We start from the raw sequence: 18,219 nt of genomic DNA, 5'->3' as shown, positions 1-18,219 counted from the left end.
CGGGGTCTTTTGTTTTCGGCTCCGATGGGCTGTGTCCTTTTGGGGACTAGGCCATGACAGGGCGAGCCACCTCAGCGCTGCTGGTAGCTTGTGTCTGTCAGGGTGACGGCGGGGAAGGTCTTGCCGCTCTCGATGGCCGCCCTGGTTTCCGCCTTCGCCTGCTCGTCAATCCAGAACAGGCCGCCATAGCTGTAGCCGCTATTTCCGCCATCGAGCGGCCAGTAGAGCAGCTCGCTCTTGGGGGTTGCCGGCACCTTGGGCAGTTTTATCCAGCGCCAGGCCCCTTCCCGGGTATAGGGCACCTGATAGGCGGGCACGAAGCTGGCCAGCTCATAGAGCCGCTGCTGGACCTGCCGCGACAGGGCCGCCTTTTTGGCAAAATCGAACTCCTTGTCGTACTGCTCCACCAGTGCCGTGATGGCCTCGTCATCTATGTTCATGATGTTGTTGGTCTGGGGCTTGTTGGCATTGACCTTGTGAAAATGCTCCCAATAGGCGGGGTAGCGGCCGGAGCTCCAGCCCATCCAGGCACTCTGGTGCTTCTTCTCCAGCATGGACTTGAAGCCAGCCGAGGCATCCATCAGGTTGAGTTCGAGATTGAGCCCCGCCTTCTTGGCCTCTTCTCGCAGCAGGGTGAGGCGTTGGGCATGCTCCGCAATGGTGTAGGTGATGCTCAGGGTCAGTGGCTGCCCCCGCTCGTTTTGCAGGGTGCCGTCCGGTCCAGCGTCGGTGAAACCAGCCTTGGCGAAGTAGTTGCGCGCAAGCTGGGGATCGAACGGGCGAGCCTTGAGCTCAGTGTTGGTGAAGGCGCCCTGGCCAGATCCATAGCTGTTGAGGCGCTGGTAATCCCCTCGCAACAGGGTGGCGAGCATCTTGTCGAGGTTGAGGGCATGCTGGATGCCGAGCCGCACATTGATATCCTTCAGCAGCGGGTCGGCTGTGTTGAGATAGAGTCCCATGGGGGATTGGGGGGTCTGGTTGTAGAACCAGCGCCGCTCGATATAACCCTTCTCGAACTCGGCGGTTTTGGTCTTGTCGTGCCACCAGTTGGGCATGACCAGCGGGAAGGTATCCAGCTCGCCGCGCAAGAAATGCTGCCAGGCGATGTTCTGATCCCGCAGTACCTTGATTTCTATCTTGTCCGGATTGAAGCGGTGCTGGAGGTAGCGTTCATCGTTGCCCCACCAATCCTGGATCCGCACTAAGCTGACCGACTTGCCCTTCTTCACCTCGCCGAGCTGATAGGGGCCCGTGACCGGCAATATCTTCCAGTTGTACTCCTTGACCCAGTTGGCGGTGAGCTTGATGGCGTGGCTCGGCTCAGGGCTGAACGGCAAGGACTCCAGCAGATCCTGGCGGCTCTTCTCGCTGCCGCTGGTGATGGCCAGGGTGCGGTCATCGAAGCGGGTCACGTCGGTTATCTGGGTGCTGTAGTAGTTGTTGTACCAGGGGTCGCTTATCTCCTTGCTGCGCATCATCTTGAGGGTAAACACCCAGTCATCGGCGGTGACGGGCTGGCCATCCGACCAGCGCGCCTTGGGGTTGATGCGAAAGTAGAGCGTCTTGTTGTCGGCGCCGAAGGCCCACTCGTTTGCCAGCATGGGCATGGGGTTGCCGGTGACTGGATGGGTACTCAGCAGCGGCAGGTTGGTCTCCCTGACATAACCGGCAAATCCGCCGTTGGAGTCGGGGCCGAATTTGCGCAGGGTCAGGGGAAAGCTGGTCATAAAGGTGTGGAAGGTGCCGCCCCGTTTGGCGGCCGGATCTGCGTAGACAGGATCCGTGTTGTTGCTCTCCCACTTGAGGTCTGCAGGCAGGCTGGCGCTCCAGCCAAGCGGGCTCCAGAACAGGGTCAGGGTGATGGCGGCAGTACGAATAAGGGGTGGGACCGGGCTCACCCCGGCTGAGGCTGTCGATGGCATATCCATGCTCTCTCCTGATGGTCTGCTTCCTGCAGGTCACGCTCTGGTGACGCCAGTCCCGATGGGGACTGGCTCATGATGGAAATTTTCCCCAGCCGGGTCAATGGCGGGTGGAAAATAACCGGGTGACCATCAAGGCGCCGTCTCTTGCTTGAACCAGCGCAGCCGGCCACCCAGCAGATGGACCACGAAGCCGAGCAGCACCAGGCCGGAACCCAGCCACTGCAAGGGGGTCGGGTGTTCATCGAGCAGCAGGGCGGCCGCCACCATGCCGACACAGGGCACCAGCAGGGAGAGCGGCGCCACCTGCGCCACCGGATAGCGCATCAGCAGACGCCCCCACAGGCCATAGCCGAGCCAGGTGGCGACAAAGGAGAGATAGAGCACGCACAAGAGCCCCTGCCAGCTGAAGTTGAGCAGGCTGCTGGCAATCAGCGCCGGCCCTTCGAACAACCAGGATAGCGCGAAGAAAGGCAGTATGGGCACCAGACCGCCCCAGGCGATAAGGCTTGGTAATGGTGTTTGATAACGCAGACCAATCTGGCGGTTGATGACGTTGCCAAGGCCCCAGCAGGCGGCCGCGCACAGCGTCAGCACGAAGCCGAGCAGGGTCAGGTTACCTTCACCGTGAGTGGCGATGAGATAGAGGCCTGCCCCCGCCAGCGGCAGCGCCACCCAGTGGTGGGGCTGCCAGCGCTCCCCCAGCCAGAGCATGGCGAACAGCAGGGTGAACACCACCTGGGATTGCAGTACCAGCGAGGCCATGCCCGCCGGCATGCCGAACTTCATGGCGCAAAACAGGAAGGCAAACTGGCCCAGGCTGATGGCGCCGCCATAGGCCAGCAGCCAGCGCCAGGGCATGGCGGGCCTTGGCACCAGCAAGATGGCGGGAAAGACCACGCCGACGAAGCGCAGCGCCCCCAGCAGCAGCGGGGGTATCCCCTCCAGCCCCCACTTGATCGCCACGAAGTTGAGTCCCCAGCAGAGGATGACCAGGGCGGCCAGACATTTATCCTTGGTTTGCATTCAGCTTCCTTGTCATCAGAGGAATGGCGATCCCCGTTGCACGGGCGGATCGGCAAGGGGACGAGCATACCCTTGAGAGGGTGGCTGGCGTCAAGCCGCCAGGCGGGGCTTGGCTTTAGATTGCGAGCCGCAATGACAGGTTCAGGCGGTAACGCAATGCAGGGTTATGCCGCGAGCCGCGATGGCGGCTCGCATGGGGGCGGGCAGGGCATCGTCGGTGACCAGCACGCCGATCTGGCCCGGCGTGCCAAGCTGGCTGGGGTGGATGGCGCCAAACTTGCTGCTGTCGGTGATGACCACATTGGTCATCCCCTTGGCCAGCACGCTGTTGACCACGTCGGCCCGCATCATGTCGCGGCTGGTAAAGCCCACCTCGGGGTGAAAACCATCGACCCCGATGAAGGCCTTGGAGAAGTGCACCTGCTCGATGCACAGGCGCGTCAGCGGCCCCACCACGCTCTCGCTCTGGTGCTGGAACAGACCGCCGAGCAGCACCACCTGGGCCGGCGTGTCCTTGAGCAGATGGGCGATATAGCTGCTGATGGTGATGATGGTGACCCGTTTGTGCAGTGCCAGGTGGCGGGCCAGCATGGCGTTGGCGCTGCCCCCTTCGATAAAGACAGTCTCGCCGTCTTCCACCAGCTGGGCGGCCCGCTCGGCGAGGCGCTCCTTGAGCAGATAGTTGATGTTCATCCGGGCATCCGGATCATCGGTCTCCAGCGCCATGGCCGAGCCGTGCACCCGCTTGAGCAGTCCCTGTTTCTCCAGCGCCGTGAGATCGTTGCGCACCGTCACCTCTGACACCCCCGTGTGGCGGGACAGCTCGGCCACGCTCATCTTGCGAGCCTGATGGACCAGAGTGAGGATCAGTTGGTGGCGTGGATTCATGGTGCGCTCGCATGCAAGGTGGTGGATAGCGGCAAGCCACCCGTGGGGTGGCTTGCCAATCATATGACGTCACAGGCGCCATGGGGAGGGCCCCGTCAGAGACTGTGCTCGGTGCGGGCGATGATATCATCTTGCGCATCCGGGGATAAGGCGGTGAAGAAGGCCGAATAGCCTGCCACCCGCACCACCAGATCCCGGTACTGATCCGGATGGGCCTTGGCCGCCAGCAGTGTCTCCCGCGAGACGATGTTGTACTGCACGTGCCACCCCTTGTGCACCTCGAAGAAGGTGCGCAGCAGGCTCATCAGCTTGGTTTTATCCCGCTCGTTTTCAAGGCTGGCCGGGCTGAGCTTCTGGTTGAGCAGCACGCCACCGAGAATGGCCGCCGTGGGCAGCTTGCCGATGGAGTTGAACACCGCCGTCGGGCCGAGACGATCCGACCCCGAGGAGGGGCTGGCCCCTTCCGCCAGCGGGGTGCGGGCGCGGCGACCATCCGGGGTGGCCATGGTGGCGGCACCGAACGGCACGTTGGCGGAGATGGAGGAGGTGCCGGCATAGTAGGTACCGCCGATGGGGCCGCGCCCGAAGCGGGTGTTGTGCAGCCCCTTGAGCTCGTCGATGTAGCTCTGGTAAGCCTGCACCAGCAGCATATCTACCTCGTCCAGATCGTTGCCATATTTGGGGGCGGCGTTGGTGAGGCGCTGACGCAACTGCTCCCCCGCCAGCCCGGCAAAGTCTTGCTCCAGGGCGGCGGCCAGCTCGTGCTGATCCACCACACTCTGTTCGAACACCAGTTTCTTCAGGGCCGCCAGACTGTTGCCCAGGTTGGCAATCCCCACCTGCAGACCGGAGACCCAGTCATAGACGGCGCCTCCCTCCTTGATGGTCTTGCCGCGCTCGACGCAGTCATCTACCAAAGTGCTGCAGAGGATGTCGTGGGCTTGCGCCTCCAGCACGCTGTCGACCACGCAGTCGATCTCGATGGATTTGCGGGTGAAGTAGCGCACCTGCTCATCCCAGCGGGCCATCACCTCGTCAAAATGGCCAAAGGTTCCTTCCCGCAGCGACTGGGATTGGGGCAGGAATACCTTGCCTGTGGTGGCATCGCGGCCGCCATCGAGGGCCGCCAGCAAGATGCGGGCGAAGTTGATGAAGCTCATGCCGGTGCAGCGGTAGCCCCACTTGCCGGGCACTGCGGTTTCGATGCAGCCGATGGCGGCGTAGTGGTGGGCATCCTCCACGCTCACCCCGAGCTTGATGAACTCCGGGATCACCACCTCGTCGTTGTTGAAGGCGGGCATGCCAAAGCCGCAGCGGATCACCTGAATGCAGGCGTCGAGGAAATCTTCGCTCATTCGTGCGTGGTAGCGCACCGAGAGGTTGGGCTGGGTGGATCGCAACTGGCCGCAGGACTCCAGAATCGCGTAGGAGAGGCCGTTGACCGCATCATGGGCTGCGCCATCGCGCCAGTTCTGGCCGCCTATGGTGACATTCTGGTAGAGCGGGCTGCCGGCGGAGGCCTTGGAGTGGGTGCCGGAGCGGATCTTGTTCACTTCCAGCAATTTCAGCCAGCACCCTTGCAGAAGTTCGATGGCGCGCGGGCGTGACAGGGATCCTGACAGCTCCACCTCGCGGCGATACCAGGGGTAGAGGTACTGATCCATCCGGCCAAACGACACCGAGTGGCCGTTGGATTCGATCTGCAAAATGAGCTGGATAAAGTAGCAGAGCTGCAGCGCCTGCCAGAAGGTCTCGGGGGGCTGGTGGGCGATGTGGGCGCAGTTGAGTGCCATGGTCTCAAGCTCGCTCTGGCGCTCCGGGCGCGACTCCTGCGCGGCCATGCTGCTGGTAAGGGCGGCGTAGCGCCCGATGTGATCGCTGACCGCCTCCAGGGTGATGGCGACGGCGTGCAGGAACTGCTCGCGCTGCAGATCGGCCCAATCCGCCAGATCCAGCCGACTGCGCCGCTCGGCCACCTTGGCCTTGAAGCCATCGAGACCCAGCGTGAGCAGCTCCTCGTAGTTGACCGCGAGGTGGGCATCCCCCGAGGTCATGTTGCCCTCGGCCTTGATGATGCCGCTCTCCAGCAGCGCTTTCTGCTCGTCGGTAAAGAGGCCGAAGCAGCGATCCTGCACCGTCTGCCCACGCCAGAAGGGGGTGAGGGCATGGATGATCGCCTTGTCGGTTTCGCTCACCGCAAAGCCGGCACCGGGTCTGTCTGCCAGCTCGTCTATTTCCTTCTCAATCCAGCTCACCGTGTATTCGGGAAACAGCGGCGCCGCCCGTACCTGACTGGCCTGGTTGCCGACGATAAGCTCCTCGTGCTTGATCCAGATGGTGCGTTCCTTGAGGTGATGAGCCAGCGCCAGGGCGCGACGCACCGGCAGCGGGCGGGCGAGATGAGCCTGATAGGCTTGCGTGTAGTGGCGGGCACGCTCGGTGCAGACCGGTGGCTGAACGATGTGGATCAGGCTCTCTTTGTGGGCGCGGATCCGCGGGCTGAGGCTATTGAGGTCGAGCTGGGTCATGATCTTATCCTCTGGTCACAGGGGTCAGCCCCTGACGTTGGGCGTATGCGTGGGCAAAGCGGAGTAAATCTGGGTCGTCGAGCTGTGTGTCCGGCGCCTGATAGGGCAGATCCAGCAGGGCATATTTGCCCATCCCCAAGGTGTGGTAGGGGAGGAAGTGGATCTCTTGCACAGTGCCGAGGCTGGCGGCGGTGTCGGTGATGGCTTCGATCGATTCGCGGTCGGCATTGAAGCCGGGAATGAGCGGCACCCGGATCTGCATCGGCACGCCGTGCTCGGCGAGGCGTTTGAGGTTCGCGATGGGCAGCTCCACCTTGCCGCGGGTCCAGTGGAGGAAACGTTCTTTATCCACGTGTTTGAGATCCGCCAGCACCAGGTCCAGCGAGGGGAGGCTTGGCTCAATCTGGTGCCAGGGCACATGCAGGCAGCTCTCGACCGCAGTGTGCAGCCCTTGTGCCTTGCAGCGGGCCAGCAGGGCGGCGGCAAAGTCAGGCTGCATAAAAGGCTCGCCACCGGAGAGGGTGACGCCACCGCCGCTGCGCTCGAAGAAGGGGCGATCCCGCAGTATGGTGTCCATCAGGGTGTCCAGGGTTTCATCCCGGCCGCACACCTGCAGCGCTTCGCTCGGGCAGAGGCCGCGCAGCCGTTCCATATCTTCGGCCTTGAGGGCTGAACGGGTGAGCTGGATCCCCTCGCTGTCACGCAAGATTGCCGGACAGGTCTGGCTGCAGAGCCGGCATCCCTCGATGCATTGGCGCCGGTCGAGTAGTATGTCCGGCTTGGGAGAGCGGCTTTCCGGGTTTTGACACCACAGACAGGCCAGCGAGCACCCCTTGAGAAACACCAGGGTGCGAATGCCGGGGCCATCGTGAGTTGAATATCGTTGCAGGTCGAAAATCATACCGCCTCCTTTTGTTTTTTCATTCTATTTGCTTTCATTCGAAAGTTGATTTGATTTCGATCAAGCAATTCGCAGATGTTTTGTCGCTAGAATGGCGACATATTGAACATCCCGTTAAGGAGTTAGAGATGGAGCTGTATCTCGATACCGCCGATGTGGCGGCAGTGCGTCGCTGGTCACGGATCCTGCCGTTGGCCGGTGTGACCACCAATCCTTCCATTACTGCCGCCGGGGGATTGCCGCTCAAGGCGCTGCTGCCCGCCCTGCGCGACGTGCTGGGCCCCAAGGCTCGCTTGTTTGCCCAGGTGATGGCCAAAACCGAAACCGAGATGGTGCGCGAGGCGTTCGCCCTGCGTGAGCTGGACCCGGATCTGGTGATCAAGATCCCGGTATGTGAAGAGGGGCTGGCGGCGATCAAGAGCCTGACCGCCAATGGCGTGCCGACCCTGGGCACGGCTGTCTATACCCCGCTGCAAGGCTGGCTGGCGGCTGTGGCTGGCGCTGAATATGTCGCCCCTTATGTCAACCGGCTGGATGCCCAGGGTGGCGATGGCATAGCCACGGTGCAGGAATTGCAACAGCTGCTTGAGCTGCACGCGCCGAACAGCAAGGTGCTGGCGGCCTCCTTCCGTACCCCGCGCCAGGCGCTTGACTGCCTGCTGGCTGGTTGCCAATCCATCACGCTGCCGCTCGACGTGGCCGAGCAGTTGCTGAAGGTACCCGCGGTGGATGCGGCATTGGCGAAGTTTGATCAGGATTGGCAGCGGGCCTTTGCCTGAGGTCAGCGGTCGGATTGAGGGAGCCTAGAGGAGGGGTGGCGGGCGGACTAAGCTATAAGAGACAACCCGGTGTGACGGGCTGATGTCGATGGCTTACCGGAGGTGCCTCATGAGCGACCATACCCTGCTGCCCCATGGTGAAGATCTGCGCCGCGCCGTGCGCTGGCTCAGCGAGCACCATCAACACGACATCCGGGCCATCGAAGAGGCCTGCATCCGCTTTGACCTGTCACCGCTGGATGAGGAGTTTCTCATCCAGCATTGTGTCGAGCGGCCCCGGGAGGGGGGAACCAACTAGACGAAGTTGGCGAGGCTGATGCCGAACTCCTTGGGATCGACCGTGCTTTCTATGCTCTCCTGAACTCCCGACTTCGCCAGATCCAGCCACTGCACCTCGAGGTAGTGGCGCTGGGTGGCGTGATAGATCACCTTCACCACCGGCTTGAGCGGCTCATGAGGATTGCGCTGCATGACGATGGCCAGCCGCTGGTTGGAGAGTTGAACCAGAGTTCCCACCGGATAGACCCCCATGCACTTGATGAACTTGGTCACCAGCCCCCGATCGAAATGGTGGTCGGCCCCCTTGAGCAGGATCCGGAATGCCTGGGTCGGCTGCATTCCCTGTTTGTAGACCCGATCCGCCGTCACGGCGTCGTAGACGTCGACAATGCCGCTCATGCGGGTATGGAGGGAGAGCTGATCTCCCTTGAGGTGGCGGGGGTAACCCGTGCCATCGAGCCGCTCGTGGTGATTGGCGGCGACTTCCAGCATGGTGGCCGTGATACCGGGGGTATGGCTGAGGATGTCGTAACTGTGCACCACATGCTGGCGCATCACGGTGAACTCTGCATCGGTCAGCTTGCCCGGTTTGTTGAGCACCTCGTCCGGGGTCATGATCTTGCCCACATCGTGCAGCAGGCCCCCCAGCGTCAGCTCCTTGAGCACGCAGCGATCCAGGTCCAGATAGCGGCCGAAGTTGGCGAGCAGTATGGCCACGTTCATGGAGTGCTCCATCAGGTAGGCATCCTTGGCGCGGATCCGGGCCAGGCAGAGCATGGCATCGCCGTGGGTGAACATGGTGTCCACCATCTCTTCGGCCACCGCCGCCAGCGGCGTGATGTCGATGGGCTCACCCGCCTTGAGCTGACGGATGAACTTGCCCTGCAGCTCGCGGGCTTCCTGATAGAGACGGCGGATCTTGAGTTCACGGCCCTCGCCGTTGGCACTGCCTGCCGGGCGTTGGGACGACGCGGACAAGGCTGCCGGGTCGGGGGAGATGATCTGCTCTATGCCGGCCAGCTTGCTGCGGGCGAGATCCACGCGCACCGTGAGCACACCGCGCCGGACCAGATCATCGATCTGCTGACGGGTGGTCACCAGCCCCATCTGGGCAATCTCCATGCCGCCTGTCTGGCTGATGATGGCGATCACATACATGCCGGCTTGCAGCTGGTTGACGGGAATGACGGGATGAGGAGTGTGCGACTTCATACGGCTTCCTGACTTTATTATTATGCGTAACGTTAGGCCCTCTGCAGGCAGTCTAACACCCGCGCCGGGCTTCGTCATGACGACATGGTCTGCATCGCCACCGCTTAGTGCTGGAGTTGTTGGCCTCGGCCTATATAATGGCGCCCCTTTATTGATGGACTCTGAGGTTGTGCATGCGGCTCGATAAATTTCTTTGCGATTGTTCCGATTTGACCCGGTCCCTGGCGGGCAAGCTGATCCGGCAGGGAGAGGTCACGGTGGACGGCATAGTGGTCAAACAACCCGCTTTCCACATCAACGAGCAGAGCCAGGTCGAATTTGACGGCGTCACGCTGACGCTGGATCAGCGCAATCGCTACTTCATGCTGCACAAACCGGAAGGGTACGTCTGCTCCAACGAAGACCCGGATCACCCGACCGTCTTCTTCCTGATGGATGAGCCCGCCATGGGCAAGCTGCACGTGGTTGGCCGACTGGATCTCGACACCACGGGTCTGGTGCTGGTCACCGACGATGGCAAGTGGTCCCACCGCATCACCTCGCCGCGCCATGAGTGTGCCAAGACCTATCACGTCTGGCTGGCAGACCCCGTGCACCAGGATGCCATCTCCTTGTTTGCCGATGGTGTCTTCCTGCGCAACGAATCCGAGAAGACCCGTCCCGCCCAGCTGGAAATTCTGGGTGAGTGCGAGGCACGCCTCACCATCCATGAAGGCAAGTATCATCAGGTGAAGCGGATGTTTGCCTCCATCGGCAACAAGGTGGTGGGGCTGCATCGGGAGCAGATCGGTACACTGGTGCTGGATGATGCGCTGGCACCGGGCGAATACCGCGAGCTGACGGCCGAGGAAATTGCCCAGTTCTAGTCACCCGACCCGGCCATCAATAGTCGATTAGGGCGCCATGGGGTTAATCAAACCCATGGGCAAAACTTGGTCGCAGGTTCGATTGGCCAAGCCTATTCGGACGAGAGTGTTCAACCCCAGCGTTGACGTCGAGCCGTCTTACCCGGCTCCCAGCACCATGGTCGTCCCCAGGGTGGCCAGCAGGGCGCCCGCCCAGGCCGCCAGCGAAGGGCGCTGGCCCGAGTGCCACCACAGCAGGGGCAGCAGAATGACAGGGGTGGTGGAGGAGAGGATCGCCACCATGCCGACTTCTCCCTGACGCAAGGCGACCAGGATCAGCGTCATCCCCATGGCCATCGCCAGGAAGCCGTTGATGCCAATCATCCCCAGTACCTGACGGTTGATGGGGTTGTGCGGCAGTGACAGCGGTACCCGCAGCGCCCGCAAGGTGCAGTGGGCCAACAGGGCGCTGCCCATGCGGATGCCGGAGGCGCTCACCGCATCCACGCTGCCGCTCATCATCACGGGCTTGGCGATGATGGCGCCCAGACTCTGGCAGAAGGCGGCCGTCAGACCCAGACCTATGCCGATGGCGAGATGCCCGCGCACCTGTTCCCACTCGTTGTGCTGATTGTCGCCACGCCGGCCGAACAAAATGGCGAGCATGACGCCGGCAAACACCAGCAAGGCCCCCACCAGTCGCCAGCCACCGAGCTGCTCGCCAAACAACCAGAGGCCGAGCAGGGCGGAGAAGAGGGCATGGCAGGAGAACAGCAGGCCGCTGCGCCTGGGGCCCAGCCGGTTCATGCAGGCAAACAGGGCGGTATCGCCGACGAAGATGCCGATAAGGCCCGACAATGCCAGCAGGGGCAGGGCGCTCTCGGTGAGAGATTGCCAGCCGCCGGTGGCTAGGCTGACGGAGCCCAGCATCAGGCTGACCAGAAACATGCGCCAGCGACTGTAGGCAAACGCCCCCAGGTGACGGGCCGGTTTGACGGAGATCAGGGCCGCCACTGCCCACAAACTGGCCGCCGCCAGCGCCAGCCACTCATACCCCATAACAACTCCTGAAAATGTAGCTAAATCGAAAGACGCATCAGGCCGTTACCGGCGACAGCCATTCGCACTTCATAAAAAACTACAGAAAAAAATAGCCCGAAAGACTCCATCTCTTGAGCAAGCCCGATACAATACGGGGCGTCTTCGGGGATAACAAGCGCAGCATCATGCATTCGTATTCAGGCGCGCTGCCGGCCTTCCCCCTTCTTGAAATAAAGTGAATTGAACGAGGTTTATGTCATGGTTTTGTGCCCCGCTTCCCGGCCAGCCCGTCGCTGGCTCTCTCCCTTGCTGCTGGGTCTGTTGATGGCCCCTGCAGTGCAGGCCACCACTGTGTCCCAGGAGCCCGCGTTGTCGGATCGTCAGACCCTGGTCAAGGGCAACGGCGCCGAGCCGGAATCCCTCGATCCGGCCCAGATCCGCTCCGGTTTTCCGGGCGAGGTAGTGCTGGTGGACTTGTTCGAGGGGCTGGTGAGCGAAGATGGTCAGGGCAAGATAGTGCCGGCTCAGGCCCAGCGCTGGGAGACCAGCGAAGACGGGCTGGTGTGGCGCTTCTTCCTGCGCCCGCAGCTCAAGTGGTCCAACGGCGAGCCGCTCGGCGCGCAGGACTTTGTCTATGCCTGGCGGCGACTGCTGGATCCGGCGCAGGGCTCACCTTCCGCCGGGCTGCTGCTGGCGACCGGTATCAACAATGCCCAGTCCATCTACGCAGGGGCGCTGGATCTCAATACCCTGGGGGTGGAGGCCGAGAGCGAGCAGATCCTGAAAGTGACCCTGGAGCGGCCTGTGCCCTATTTCCTGCAGCTGATAAGCCAGCGTCCCTTCGTGCCGGTCAACGAGAAGGCCATCAACCAGTTTGGCAAGCAGTGGACCCAGCCAGGCAAGCTGGTCAGCAATGGCGCCTACAAGCTGGTGAACTGGGTGCCCAACGAGCGCATCGAGGCGGAGCGCAACGTCCAGTATTGGGACGATGCCCACACCCGGATCCAGCGGGTCACCTATCTGCCGCTTGCCTCCCAGCACGCCGAGCGGCTGCGTTACGAGGCGGGCGAGATCCAGCTCACCAACAAGGTGGCGCTGGAGTATTACCAGAAGACCAGGGAGGCGACCCCCGAGCGGATCTGGGGCCTGCCGCTGCTCGGCACCTATCTCTATACCTTCAACCTGCGTCGCCCCGAGCTGCAGGATGTGCGGGTGCGCCAGGCGCTGGCCATGACCATAGACCGCCATTTGCTGACCGAGAAGGTCAGCGGCCAGGGCGAACAAGCCGCCTGGTCACTGTTGCCAGGCATGCCTGGCTATGAGGCGCTTAGCTCGCCGCTGGCCTTGCAGGATCAGCCGACCCGGCTGGCCAGAGCGAGCGCGCTGCTGGCACAGGCTGGTTACAACAGCGCGCATCCCCTCAAGCTGACACTGACCTACAACACCTCGGAGAATCACAAGAAGCTGGCACTGGCGGTGGCTGCCATGTGGAAGCCGCTGGGGGTGGAGGTGGCGCTCAACAACATGGAGTGGAACGCCTATCAGGTGGCCAAAGACAGCGGGGATTTCATGCTGGCCCGCTCCTTCCTGTTCGGGGATTACGTGGAACCCTCGTCCATGCTCAACAGCTTCCGTTGCCAGGATCCCCAGAACGAGAGCGGCTACTGCAATCCGGCCTTTGACAGTCTGTTGCAACAGGCCTCGGAGACCCTGGATGGTAACGTCAGGACCGGGCTCTACCGTCAGGCCGAGCAGTTGCTGATGGACGAGATGCCCGCCATTCCCGTCTATCACTACAACCAGATGCGGTTGGTGGATCCCACCCTGCGTGGCCTGCCCGTTCAGAATCTCAAGGGGGCGATCGCCACCAAGGATCTCTATTTCAGCCAGCCGTGAGGAGCGTGTGATGAAGATTGCCATTATTTCGGACCTGCACGGCAGCCTGAGTGCCCTGGAGCAGGTACTTGACCAGCTTGCCGCCTGGCAGCCGGATCACTACCTGTTGCTCGGCGACGTGCTCAACCACGGCCCGCGCAACCCGGTCCCGCCGGGTTATGCCCCCGCCGCCGTGGCCGAGCGGCTCAATCAGCTGGCGCCGCACATCATGGCGGTGCGTGGCAATTGCGACTCGGAAGTGGATCAGATGCTGCTGGATTTTCCCATGATGGCCCCCTACAACCAGTTGCTGGTGGATGGCCGGCGCTGGTTTGTCAGCCATGGTCATCTCTATCGCCCGGAAACGGTGCCGCTGCCGGCAGGCAGTCTGTTCATCAGCGGCCATACCCATATGCCCGTGTTGCAGCGGGAAGGGGAGCTGGTGCTGATGAATCCGGGATCCATCTGTTTTCCACGGGGAGAGCTGGCGGCAACCTATGGCCGCTATGAAGACGGGGTATTGAGCATCCATGCCTGTGCAGATAGCGAGGCCTTGCTGCGTCTGACCTTGTAAGGTGTGACGAAGGCGCGGATCAGGGATGGCTGTGAGGGGAAACTGAAAACGGGAAGGGAGAGGTCAGGCCTTGATGCCGAATGAGCGGGTACCGGAGCGGGTATTGCCCTTGGCGTCATAGGTCAAGGAGTTGCGATCGCGCAACTTGCTGAGGAAGCTGGCCAGGCGGCGGTTGGAGACGATGCTGAGCTCGAGCAGGCGACCATTGAGATCATTTTGTTCCTGGCAGGCATCGAGTTTTTCACGCAGAAGATGCATCTGCTCGGGAAAGGCATTCAGCTGTTGTTGCAGCTCGGGCAGCTGGGCCAGGGTCTGATCCAGCACTTCAATATCGGCAAGCAGTTTCTGCTTGCGCTCTGTCAGCTCAGGCAGCGCCAGTGCCTGGTGCTGCCTGAGCAGGTTGAATTCCTCCTCCAGCAAACCTTGCATCTGGGAGAGGTATTCGTCTTGGGTATGCAGCAGCGAAGGTAAATCCATCATCCCAGCAGCTTGTCCAGATTGGATTCAAAGCTGAACATCTTCTTGGCCACAGCCTCGCTGTTGATCTGATATTCACCATTGGCCACGGCTTTCTTCAAGCTCTCGACCCGGCTTTCATTACCGGTAGAGGCTGAGTTGAGGTTTTTCTGCATCTGTTGCAATTGCTGCGCCTCATTGGTCAAGGAGACGGAGTCGGTCTTGACGGTCGCCGCACGGTTGTCGGGGGACGAGGTCGCTGGTTTGGTATTGGCACCCTGGCTGCTACCGGTGTTTTGCAACCGATTGTTCGCTAGGTTGTTGATATTGTTGATAGCCATAGTGTTTACCTTCGTCTGCTTTGCTGTTCGCTTACCTGTTTATCGGTGACGGTCGTCAGAACTTTAGAAAAAAGTAACCTAAAACATTCAGAAGGTGACCACCACGGCGCCGACTGCGCTGACTTTTCCCTGCACCGTTTTTCCTGAACGAATATTGACGAGTCTGATCATGTCTCCGAAGCTGCCATCTTGCAAGGCTCGGGCCATGGTTTTGATTTGCATGCTGCTATTTTCTGCACTGAGTGTGACCTGATCGCCTTTGCACACCACGCAGACCTGGGTGAGCCGTATGGGCTGACCCGGTTTGAGCTCCCGCTTGCTGCGCACGCCTATGAGGGGAGCCGGGTCGCTGAGATAGTCACCACGGATCAGCGTCTGATCCTGATAGGCCAGCGTCAGCATGCCTTCGCTGAGAATGTCGCCCTTGGCCACCGGCGCCGAAACGGTCACATAGGGCTTCTGTATGCTGACCCGAACCGGCAGATAGAGATCCCAGGGTTTATCCTCCTCGCATTTGAGGTAGACGGTAGTGTTGCGACGCACCTCCATCCTGGCGGGGAAACTGATGGTGAGATGCTCTTCGCAGCGGGTCAGGGGCAGGCGTTCCTCGATGGAGGCGGCTTGTACCTGTGCCTGGGCATCGAGCGGAATATCGAGCTGGCCGAGCACAAACTCTTGTGCCATTTCTTGCAGATAGCTGGTCACCTCGGATGCCGTGGCGTGAGAAATGCCGCAAAACAGCAGTAAGGTGAGGAAAAGTCTACTAATCATTTTCGCTCGCAGGCCGATAAGTTGTTCACGCATATCACCATATTTAACTATGCTTGCTTCAGAATTCGTTTGTAGTGACATCGATAGTCTGACGCAAGCCAACACGCATGCATGATTAGTGCCAAGCGTTTTTAGGGAGTGTTTATGGCCAGTATTCTGGACTCGGTCAACCAACGTACCCAGCTGGTGGGACAAAACCGGTTGGAGTTATTGTTGTTTCGTCTCAATGGACGTCAAAGATTTGGCATCAACGTATTCAAAGTGCGTGAAGTGTTGCAATGTCCCCCCTTGACAGTCATGCCCAAGCTGAACTCCTGCATTCGCGGGGTTGCCCATATCCGCGGCCAGACCATCTCGGTGATCGATCTCAGCATGGCGATGGGCAAGCGTCCTATCGAGGACCTGACCAAGTGCTTCATCATCATCTCCGAGTACAACCGTTCCATCCAGGGCTTCTTGGTGCATTCGGTCGAGCGCATCATCAACATGAATTGGGAATCCATTCTGCCACCCCCCAAGGGGGCTGGTCGCATCAACTACATGACGGCGGTCACCGAGGTGGATGGCGAGCTGGTGGAGATCCTGGACGTTGAACGCATCCTCAACGAGATCTCGCCGGTATCGACCGAGGTTAGCAAAGAGCTGGTGGAAGCCAGCGTGGATCACCCGACTCTGGGACGTCCCGTGCTGGTGGCGGATGACTCTTCCGTGGCTCGCAAGCAGGTACAACGGGCCCTTGAGGCTATCGGCGTGCAGTGCGTGCTTGCCAAGGATGGGCGTGAGGCGCTCAATATGTTGCTGGAGATGGCCAAGAATGGCCCCATCAAGGATCAGATTGCCTTGGTGATCTCGGACATCGAGATGCCGGAAATGGACGGTTATACTTTTACCGCCGAGATCCGCAACAATCCCAATCTCAAGGACTTACATGTTATTCTGCACACATCCCTCAGTGGGGTGTTCAATCAGGCCATGGTGCAGAAAGTCGGTGCGAACAATTTCATTGCCAAATTCCAGCCGGATGAATTGGCCAAGGCCGTACAAGGCGCACTCTAATCAAGAAGAACAAACTGCATGAAGACACTTTCGGACGACTTATACAAACAATTCAGCAACTTTCTGGCAGTACAGAGCGGGATCGTGCTGGGTGACAACAAACAGTATCTGGTCAAGAGTCGGCTTTCGCCCTTGATGACTCAGTTTGGTATTGAGAGTCTGTCTGATCTGGTTACGCGAGCGATGAGTGTGCGTGAGCGTGACCTGAAAATGGCAGTGGTTGATGCCATGACCACCAACGAAACCCTGTGGTTTCGGGATACCTATCCATTCCAGTTGCTGACGGACAAGATCTTTCCTGAACTTGGCAAGAGCGGCCGCCCGATCAAGATCTGGTCGGCAGCGTCCTCGTCCGGCCAGGAACCCTATTCCATCGCCATGACGGCGCTGGAGCAGCAGGTCAAGAAGCCAGGCACCTTGCCCGGTGGCGTGCAGATCGTGGGCACGGACATTTCCAGCACCATGCTCAACCAGTGCAAGGAAGGGGTGTACGACAGTCTGGCGCTGGCCCGCGGTCTGTCGCCCGAGCGCAAGAAACTATTTTTCGAACCTTATGGTGACAACAAGATGCGGGTGGTGGAGCGTGTCAGAAAATTGACCACCTTCCGGCCGCTGAACCTGCTGGAGAGCTACAGCCTGCTCGGCAAGTTCGACATCATCTTCTGCCGCAACGTACTCATCTATTTTGCGCCGGAAGTGAAGTCCAAGATCCTCAACCAGTTCGCAGCCAGTCTCAATCCCGGCGGTTATCTGATGCTGGGGGCTTCCGAGTCACTGGCTGGTCTGACCGACAGGTTCGAAATGGTCCGCTGCAATCCCGGCATCGTCTACAAAGTCAAATAATCCCCGCCTAAATCCCCTTTGGCACACCTCTTGCTAATAATTTATCAAGCAGGAGGTGTGCTATGGCAATTTCATTCGACAAGGCATTTGGTATTCATCAATACGCGCTGAGCGTTCGCTCCAAGCGTGCAGAGGTGTTGTCCAGCAACATTGCCAACGCGGATACCCCAGGTTTCAAAGCCAGGGATATCAACTTCTCACAGGCACTGGAAGAGGCCCAGCATCAGCAGGGGTTCGGTCTGTCGACGACCAGTGAGAAGCACTTTGCCTTGCAGTCGGATGCCCCTGGCCTGACGCAGTACCGCAATCCTCTGCAGCCCGACACCGGTGATGGCAACACGGTAGACGTGCAGCAGGAGCGCAGCGAGTTCTTGCGAAACAGCCTTGAGTACCAGACCTCCCTCGAATTTATGAATAGCAAGATCAGTGGCCTGCTGAAGGCGCTGAAAGGAGAACAGTAATGAGTTTGTTCAAGGTCTTTGACATTGCAGGCTCGGCCATGAGTGCACAGTCTGTTCGACTCAACACGGTGGCCAGCAACATGGCCAACGCCGACAGCGTCAGTTCCAGTGTGGAAAATACTTACCATGCCAGGCGGCCAATCTTTGCCGCTCAGCTGGATCAGGCCATGTCAGACAAGCAGGCATCCGTCGGGGTCGAGGTGAAGGGGATTGTCGAGAGTGAGGCCCCCTTGCTCAAGGAGTACAACCCGGGCCACCCCATGGCTGACAAGGATGGCTTTATTTTCAAGCCCAACGTCAACATGGTGGAGGAGATGGCAGACATGATCAACGCCTCACGCAGTTATCAGACCAATGTGCAGGTTGCCGATTCTGCCAAGAAGATGCTGCAGCAGACGCTTCAGCTTGGCAAGTCCTGATA

The 18,219-nt window shown here is 60.4% G+C and carries 19 protein-coding genes; 9 read left to right on the top strand and 10 right to left on the bottom strand.

Annotation, left to right across the window (positions count from 1 at the left end; all coding sequences use genetic code 11):
- Nucleotides 1-71: 71 nt before the first annotated feature.
- From BN1118_RS13865 to BN1118_RS13845, 5 genes are all read right to left on the bottom strand, one after another.
- Nucleotides 72-1,922 carry an extracellular solute-binding protein gene (locus BN1118_RS13865; RefSeq protein ID WP_043556831.1) on the bottom strand — a complete coding sequence of 617 codons (1,851 nt, stop codon included), beginning with the start codon at nucleotides 1,920-1,922 and terminating at the stop codon, nucleotides 72-74.
- A gap of 132 nt (nucleotides 1,923-2,054) precedes the next feature.
- Nucleotides 2,055-2,948: an EamA family transporter gene (locus BN1118_RS13860; protein ID WP_043556683.1), complete on the bottom strand. Its 894-nt coding sequence runs from the start codon at nucleotides 2,946-2,948 to the stop codon at nucleotides 2,055-2,057.
- A 141-nt stretch (nucleotides 2,949-3,089) separates the two neighbouring features.
- A complete protein-coding gene (locus BN1118_RS13855) occupies nucleotides 3,090-3,836 on the bottom strand; it encodes a DeoR/GlpR family DNA-binding transcription regulator (protein ID WP_043556681.1) in 747 nt (248 codons plus the stop codon).
- 95 nt (nucleotides 3,837-3,931) lie between these two features.
- Entirely contained in the window at nucleotides 3,932-6,364 is a 2,433-nt protein-coding gene (locus tag BN1118_RS13850) for a formate C-acetyltransferase/glycerol dehydratase family glycyl radical enzyme (protein ID WP_043556680.1), read from the bottom strand.
- Nucleotides 6,365-6,368: 4 nt separating this feature from the next.
- On the bottom strand, nucleotides 6,369-7,265 hold the full coding sequence (locus BN1118_RS13845; RefSeq protein ID WP_043556679.1) for a glycyl-radical enzyme activating protein: 897 nt from the start codon (nucleotides 7,263-7,265) through the stop codon (nucleotides 6,369-6,371).
- Between the two features lie 128 nt (nucleotides 7,266-7,393).
- On the opposite strand from BN1118_RS13845, the gene fsa reads away from it, so the two are divergent.
- Together fsa and BN1118_RS13835 are read left to right on the top strand one after the other, a co-directional pair.
- Nucleotides 7,394-8,044, top strand: a complete 651-nt coding sequence (fsa, locus tag BN1118_RS13840) for a fructose-6-phosphate aldolase (protein ID WP_043556678.1) — start codon at nucleotides 7,394-7,396, stop codon at nucleotides 8,042-8,044.
- Nucleotides 8,045-8,153: 109 nt separating this feature from the next.
- On the top strand, nucleotides 8,154-8,342 hold the full coding sequence (locus tag BN1118_RS13835; RefSeq protein WP_043556676.1) for a hypothetical protein: 189 nt from the start codon (nucleotides 8,154-8,156) through the stop codon (nucleotides 8,340-8,342).
- Here the strand turns inward: BN1118_RS13835 and BN1118_RS13830 are convergent.
- A complete protein-coding gene (locus BN1118_RS13830) occupies nucleotides 8,339-9,535 on the bottom strand; it encodes an HD-GYP domain-containing protein (RefSeq protein ID WP_043556674.1) in 1,197 nt (398 codons plus the stop codon). The two genes, BN1118_RS13835 and BN1118_RS13830, sit on opposite strands and share 4 nt — an antisense overlap.
- 173 nt (nucleotides 9,536-9,708) lie before the next feature.
- Between BN1118_RS13830 and rsuA the strand changes: the two genes are divergently transcribed.
- Entirely contained in the window at nucleotides 9,709-10,401 is a 693-nt protein-coding gene (rsuA, locus tag BN1118_RS13825; RefSeq protein WP_043137550.1) for a 16S rRNA pseudouridine(516) synthase RsuA, read from the top strand.
- A 138-nt stretch (nucleotides 10,402-10,539) separates the two neighbouring features.
- Here the strand turns inward: rsuA and BN1118_RS13820 are convergent, their stop codons facing one another.
- The gene (locus BN1118_RS13820) at nucleotides 10,540-11,439 is read right to left on the bottom strand and encodes a DMT family transporter (protein ID WP_043556672.1); all 900 of its coding nucleotides are present in this window, start codon (nucleotides 11,437-11,439) and stop codon (nucleotides 10,540-10,542) included.
- A 240-nt stretch (nucleotides 11,440-11,679) separates the two neighbouring features.
- On the opposite strand from BN1118_RS13820, the gene BN1118_RS13815 reads away from it, so the two are divergent.
- Both BN1118_RS13815 and yfcE read left to right on the top strand, forming a co-directional pair.
- On the top strand, nucleotides 11,680-13,317 hold the full coding sequence (locus tag BN1118_RS13815) for a peptide ABC transporter substrate-binding protein (protein ID WP_043556830.1): 1,638 nt from the start codon (nucleotides 11,680-11,682) through the stop codon (nucleotides 13,315-13,317).
- A 10-nt stretch (nucleotides 13,318-13,327) separates the two neighbouring features.
- Nucleotides 13,328-13,870, top strand: a complete 543-nt coding sequence (gene yfcE, locus BN1118_RS13810) for a phosphodiesterase (RefSeq protein ID WP_043137546.1) — start codon at nucleotides 13,328-13,330, stop codon at nucleotides 13,868-13,870.
- Between the two features lie 63 nt (nucleotides 13,871-13,933).
- Here yfcE and BN1118_RS13805 read toward each other — a convergent pair whose 3' ends face one another.
- From BN1118_RS13805 to flgA, 3 genes are all read right to left on the bottom strand, one after another.
- Nucleotides 13,934-14,350 carry a flagella synthesis protein FlgN gene (locus BN1118_RS13805; protein WP_043556671.1) on the bottom strand — a complete coding sequence of 139 codons (417 nt, stop codon included), beginning with the start codon at nucleotides 14,348-14,350 and terminating at the stop codon, nucleotides 13,934-13,936.
- A complete protein-coding gene (gene flgM, locus BN1118_RS13800) occupies nucleotides 14,347-14,667 on the bottom strand; it encodes a flagellar biosynthesis anti-sigma factor FlgM (RefSeq protein ID WP_043556669.1) in 321 nt (106 codons plus the stop codon). The genes BN1118_RS13805 and flgM overlap by 4 nt, the downstream gene beginning before the upstream one ends.
- An 87-nt stretch (nucleotides 14,668-14,754) precedes the next feature.
- The gene (flgA, locus tag BN1118_RS13795) at nucleotides 14,755-15,360 is read right to left on the bottom strand and encodes a flagellar basal body P-ring formation chaperone FlgA (RefSeq protein ID WP_043556829.1); all 606 of its coding nucleotides are present in this window, start codon (nucleotides 15,358-15,360) and stop codon (nucleotides 14,755-14,757) included.
- 222 nt (nucleotides 15,361-15,582) lie between these two features.
- On the opposite strand from flgA, the gene BN1118_RS13790 reads away from it, so the two are divergent.
- The 4 genes from BN1118_RS13790 (at nucleotide 15,583) to flgC (ending at nucleotide 18,217) form a co-directional block, all read left to right on the top strand.
- Complete coding sequence (locus BN1118_RS13790) at nucleotides 15,583-16,494, top strand: chemotaxis protein CheV (protein WP_043137541.1); 912 nt, start codon at nucleotides 15,583-15,585, stop codon at nucleotides 16,492-16,494.
- 18 nt (nucleotides 16,495-16,512) lie between these two features.
- Nucleotides 16,513-17,337, top strand: coding sequence for a CheR family methyltransferase (locus BN1118_RS13785; RefSeq protein WP_043556668.1), 825 nt, complete (start codon nucleotides 16,513-16,515; stop codon nucleotides 17,335-17,337).
- Between the two features lie 62 nt (nucleotides 17,338-17,399).
- The gene (gene flgB / locus BN1118_RS13780; protein WP_043556666.1) at nucleotides 17,400-17,798 is read left to right on the top strand and encodes a flagellar basal body rod protein FlgB; all 399 of its coding nucleotides are present in this window, start codon (nucleotides 17,400-17,402) and stop codon (nucleotides 17,796-17,798) included.
- Nucleotides 17,798-18,217 carry a flagellar basal body rod protein FlgC gene (gene flgC / locus BN1118_RS13775; protein ID WP_042870559.1) on the top strand — a complete coding sequence of 140 codons (420 nt, stop codon included), beginning with the start codon at nucleotides 17,798-17,800 and terminating at the stop codon, nucleotides 18,215-18,217. The genes flgB and flgC overlap by 1 nt, the downstream gene beginning before the upstream one ends.
- Nucleotides 18,218-18,219 lie beyond the last annotated feature (2 nt).

This window comes from Aeromonas bestiarum (assembly GCF_000819745.1).
Lineage (GTDB): Bacteria > Pseudomonadota > Gammaproteobacteria > Enterobacterales > Aeromonadaceae > Aeromonas > Aeromonas bestiarum.
The sequence above is the reverse complement of the archived record's forward strand: the minus strand, read 5'-3'. Positions and strand labels throughout refer to the sequence as shown.